Below are 3608 nucleotides of genomic sequence, written 5' to 3' on the forward strand. Positions count from 1 at the left end.
CGCGCAGGGCGCCGTCCCGCAGCGGCAGGAGGACCTCGGCGGCGGCCCGCGCGGCGGCGACCGCCACCTCGACGTCGTTCACGGGGCGGTGCCGTCGGTCGCGGCCTGCGCGTGGCCCGGGGCGCGCCGGCCGTCGGCGGTGGTCAGGTCGCCGAAGTAGCGCTCCAGCAGCTCCGCGCGCGGGGACACGAAGACGCCCTCGCCGCGGACCAGCTCGCGGTCGGGCTCGGCGGCCAGCGCGACGGTCCCGGTGACGACGGTCTTGCGCCCGGAGGTCTCGGCGACCCGCCCGACGAGCACCAGCGGGGTCTGCAGGGGCACCGCGCCGCGGTACTCCACGCCCAGGTGCGCGGTCATGCCCCACCGGCCGGCCAGGAAGGCGGTGCTGCCCAGCAGCTGGTCGATGAGCATGGCCGTCATCCCGCCGTGGCTGTGCGCCGGCGGTCCCTCGTGCCGCATGCCCAGGGTGCACTCGCCGACGACGGTGTCGCCCTCGCGGCGGAACCGCACCGGCGGGGCGAAGCCGTTGCCCGCGCCGGAGACGGGGGAGTAGGTGCGGCGGAAGGTCGGCAGGTCGTCCAGCTCGGACAGGGTGTGCCGGTCCCGGGTGGCGACGGCCAGCCGCGCGGTGAGCTCCCTGACCCGTGCGGCGACGTCGGTCTGCACGCCCGCCGGGACGACGGTGGCGACGCTGTTCTCGAGCAGGTCCCGGACCGCCGTGCCCAGCTCGGTGACGGCCGCCTGCAGCTCGGGGTCGGCGGCGAAGGTGTCCGGCGGGCTGGCACCCCAGGGAGTGGTCACCCCGGCAGTGTCACACCCGGGCGGTCAGCCCTGACCGGTCGGGCCCGTGCGGGGCAGCCGCACGGTGAAGGTGGCGCCCTGCCCGGGGGCGGTGGTGAGGGCGACCGTGCCCCGGTGCGCGGCCACCAGCGAGGAGACGATCGACAGCCCCAGCCCGCTGCCGCCGGCCACCCGGGCCCGGGAGGCGTCGGCGCGGAAGAACCGCTCGAACACCCGCTCGGCGTCCTCCGCGGACAGCCCCGGTCCCTCGTCGGCCACCGCGACCAGGACGACGTCGGGGTCGGCCGGGTCCTCGGCCACGCGCACCGTCACCGGGGTGCCCGCCGGGGTGTGGGTGAGCGCGTTGGTGACCAGGTTGGCCAGCACCTGGCGCAGCCGGCCCTCGTCGCCCAGCACGACCGGGACGTCGGTGAGGGACTCGTGCATGTCCAGGGTGATCGGCCGGTCGGGGGACACCGCGCGGGCGTCGTGCACCGCGTCGTCGGCCAGCTCCCCGAGGTCGACGGGCAGCGCGTCGACCGGGCGCTGCTGGTCCAGGCGGGCCAGCTGCAGCAGGTCCTCGACCAGCGAACCCATCCGGGCGGCCTCGGACTCGATGCGGCCCATCATCCGGTGGGTCTCGGCCGGGTCGGCGTAGGCGCCCTGCCGGTACAGCTCGGCGAACCCGCGGATGGAGGTCAGCGGCGTCCGCAGCTCGTGGCTGGCGTCGGCGACGAACCGGCGCATCCGGCCCTCCGAGGCCCGGGCCTGCTCCTCCGAGGCCGCCTGGGCGCGGAAGGCGCCCTCGATCCGGCCCACCATGCCGTTGAAGGCCCTGGCCAGCCGCCCGATCTCGGTGCGGTCGTCGCCCTCGGGCACGCGCTGGGAGAGGTCACCGGCGGCGATGGCCGCGGCGGTGTGCTCGACCTCGACCAGCGGTCGCAGCGAGCTGCGCACCAGCACGTAGCCGGTGATGCCGAGCAGGACCAGCACCACGAGGCCGACGACGACCTCGACGACCACGAGGTGGCCCAGGGTGGCCTGGTCGCCGGCCAGGTCGAGGCCGACGACGACGACCTGGTCGGGGTTGAGCTGCACGGCCAGCAGCAGCCAGGTGGTGCTGCCGTCCCTGGCGTCGAGGGTGAACGGGGCGTCGTCGTAGTCCGCGATGGTGGCCGGGTTGACCCCGCCCAGCTGCGGCAGGTTGCTGGCCGTGCCGTTGCCGCCGTTCACCACGACGCCCGAACCGCCGGGCCCGATGCACGCCAGCAGCTCCGGCCCCGGCGGCCGGAACGGCGACTGGCAGTACTGGGCGGTCTCCTGCGGCTGCTGCAGCAGCGACTGCACGCGGTCCTGCAGCTGCTCGCGCTGCTGCTCGATCAGGTAGCTGCGCAGCATCGACGTCCCCGCGACGCCGGTGACGGCCAGCGCGACGGCGACCAGCAGGACCAGCAGCGCGACCAGCCGCACCCGCAGCGGCACCCGGGGGCTGCCCGGGCGGGCGGGGGGCGGTCCGGACGCCACGACGGGCGGGGAGGTCTCCTCCTCGCCCGTCGTGTTCTCGCCCGTCGTGGCGGTGCCCACCGGGGTGGTCAGCGGGGTCGTCCCGGTGTCGGCGGCGATGTCAGCTCCCGCGGGGCAGCCGGAGCGAGTAGCCGACCCCGCGCAGGGTGTGCAGCAGCCGGGGCTCGGTGGTGTCGATCTTGCGGCGCAGGTAGGAGATGTAGGACTCCACGACGTTGGCCTCGCCGTTGAAGTCGTAGTTCCACACGTGGTCGAGGATCTGCGCCTTCGACAGCACCCGGCCCGGGTTGCTCATCAGGTAGCGCAGCAGCTTGAACTCCGTCGGCGACAGGCTGATCAGCTCGCCGGCTTTGAGGACCTCGTGCGACTCCTCGTCCAGCTCGATGTCGGCGAAGACCAGGCGCGGGGCCTCCTCGACCTTGCGGGCGCCCTGGGTGCGGCGCAGCACGGCCCGGATGCGGGCCAGCACCTCGTCCAGGCTGAAGGGCTTGGTGACGTAGTCGTCGCCGCCCAGCGTCAGCCCGGACACCTTGTCCTCGGCGGCGTCGCGCGCGGTGAGGAAGAGGACCGGGGTGTGGGTGCCGTTCTGCCGCAGCCGGCGGACGACGCCGAAGCCGTCCAGGCCGGGCATCATGACGTCGAGGACGAGCAGGTCGGGGCGGAACTGCGCGGCGGCGGCCAAGGCCTGCTGGCCGTCGGCGGCCGTCGCGACCTCGAAGCCGGCGTAGCGGAGGCTGGCCGACAGCAGCTCGCGGATGTTGGGCTCGTCGTCGACCACGAGCAACCGCGCCTCGGGCGCTCGCTGGCCCACGGAACCGGTCATCTGTCCTCCCACGGAACGCTCGGGCGCGGTCGTCGTCATGGGCACACGGTGCGCACAGGGTCTGAGGTCGGACTGGACGCTACCTGTGAGAACACTGCGAGTGGGCGGTCGAACGGCCAGGTCACCCCGCGGGTGACATCGCCCGGCCGCGCCGCCAGTAGCCGATCGCGTGGTGCTGGGCCCGGCCCAGGCCCCACCGGCCGCGCAGGTCGGCCCGCACCGCCCGCACCGCGGCCGACTCGGCGGCCACCCAGGCGAACACCTCCTCACCCACCGGCGGGTCGAGGGCGGCCACCGCGTCGGCGAGCAGGGGCACCGTGCCGGGCTCGGCACCGCCGCGGTGCAGCCAGCGCACCTCCAGCCCGGCGGGGGCCGGCAACGGCTGCTCCTCGGCCGGGCCAGCGACCTCCAGCAGCGCCACGCCCCGGGTGGCCGGGTCGGCGTCGGCGAGGACGCGGGCGACGGCGGGGACCGCGGTCTC

4 protein-coding genes are annotated in these 3608 nt (G+C 75.4%); all 4 read right to left on the reverse strand.

Annotated features, from left to right (window positions below; translation table 11 throughout):
- Positions 1 to 78: 78 nt before the first annotated feature.
- Positions 79 to 801, reverse strand: coding sequence for a PaaI family thioesterase (locus tag NH342_RS22345; protein ID WP_253018478.1), 723 nt, complete (start codon positions 799 to 801; stop codon positions 79 to 81).
- A gap of 24 nt (positions 802 to 825) precedes the next feature.
- Positions 826 to 2364, reverse strand: a complete 1539-nt coding sequence (locus NH342_RS22350; RefSeq protein WP_253018479.1) for a cell wall metabolism sensor histidine kinase WalK — start codon at positions 2362 to 2364, stop codon at positions 826 to 828.
- A 40-nt stretch (positions 2365 to 2404) separates the two neighbouring features.
- Positions 2405 to 3127: a response regulator transcription factor gene (locus NH342_RS22355; protein ID WP_091061016.1), complete on the reverse strand. Its 723-nt coding sequence runs from the start codon at positions 3125 to 3127 to the stop codon at positions 2405 to 2407.
- Between the two features lie 121 nt (positions 3128 to 3248).
- A partial coding sequence (locus tag NH342_RS22360; protein ID WP_253018481.1) for a siderophore-interacting protein occupies positions 3249 to 3608 on the reverse strand: 360 nt, incomplete at its 5' end.

The organism is Klenkia sp. PcliD-1-E, assembly GCF_024124375.1.
GTDB lineage: Bacteria > Actinomycetota > Actinomycetes > Mycobacteriales > Geodermatophilaceae > Klenkia.